The organism is Pseudomonas sp. P5_B2 (genome assembly GCF_056400445.1).
On sequence record NZ_JBFULH010000976.1, the window covers coordinates 1 to 1,218 of the forward strand.

General features: G+C 58.9%; 2 protein-coding genes and 1 pseudogene. All 3 read left to right on the forward strand.

The features are described 5' to 3' along the window. The coding region (locus tag AC1DRJ_RS28435; RefSeq protein ID WP_477805073.1) for an RnfABCDGE type electron transport complex subunit G at nt 1–325 on the forward strand (325 nt) is incomplete at its 5' end. After that, nucleotides 318–827, forward strand: coding sequence for an Rnf-Nqr domain containing protein (locus AC1DRJ_RS28440; RefSeq protein ID WP_477805074.1), 510 nt, complete (start codon nt 318–320; stop codon nt 825–827). The genes AC1DRJ_RS28435 and AC1DRJ_RS28440, both read left to right, overlap by 8 nt. Before the next feature lie 29 nt (nt 828–856). After that, a pseudogene (locus AC1DRJ_RS28445) lies at nt 857–1,218 on the forward strand (endonuclease III); the annotation flags it as partial.

Here is a 1,218-nt window from a genome sequence, read left to right on the forward strand (position 1 = left end):
GGGCTATGAAGGCTCAATCGAATTGCTGATTGCCATCGACTCCCATGGCAAGTTGCTGGGCGTAAAAACCCTCAAGCAATCGGAAACTCCGGGGCTGGGAGGCAAGATCGCCGACTGGCCCAATACCTGGCTCCAGGGATTTGCCGGCAAGTCTCGAAGCGATCCCGATGACGCAGGCTGGGCCTTGAAAAAGGATCAGGGGCAATTCGATCAGGTGGCGGGTGCAACCAGCACTTCAAGGGCGGTGATCGGTGCCATCCACGACGCGTTACGCTACTTCGATGAACATCGGCAACAACTGATCGGGAGTGGCACCCATGACTAAGTCCCAGGGCCTGCAAAATTCGCTGATGCTTGCGCCCCTGATCGGCGCCACAACCTCCTGGGCGGCGGCACTGGGATTGTGGCTGATGTTCATCGTGGTGGTCAGTGCTTATGGCGCTGGCATGTGGGCCTTGCGATCCCGGCTGGTTCCGATTGCCCGACTGCTTGCCTGCCTCCTGCTATCCGCCACACTCACCAGTTGCGCGCAAATGGCCGCACAGCTCTGGTCCCTTCAATGGCACCAACCGGTGGCGCTTTACGCAGGGTTGATCGCCCTGCAATGCGTTGTGCTGGAGTACAACGATTTCTTTCAGAGCCCTCGCCTGGACCGCTTGCGCCTGTGCGCCCTGTTTGGCGCGTTGATGGTCGGCCTGGGCCTACTGCGCGAATTGATTGGTAACGGTGGCCTGCATCTTGCCACGCTGGCCCCCGGCGGGTTCATTCTGTTGGGCGCGCTGATCGCCGCACGTCAGGCCTGGACCCGCTCGACACCCTCACATTGATTGACTGATTTTCAGGAAACGCATCGCCCATGAATGCCGCAAAACGTTTGGAAATTTTCCGCCGGTTTCACGAAGACAACCCGGAACCGAAGACTGAACTGGCCTATTCATCGCCATTCGAATTGCTGATTGCCGTGATTCTTTCCGCTCAGTCGACCGATGTCGGCGTCAACAAGGCCACAGCCAAACTCTATCCCGTAGCAAACACACCGGCGGCGATCCATGCGCTGGGCGTCGAGGGGCTGTCGGAGTACATCAAGACAATCGGTTTGTTTAACAGCAAAGCGAAAAACGTGATCGAAACCTGTCGTCTGCTGGTGGAGCGCCATGGCGGCGAAGTCCCGCAAACTCGCGAGGAACTGGAGGCGCTACCCGGCGTCGGCCGCAAGAC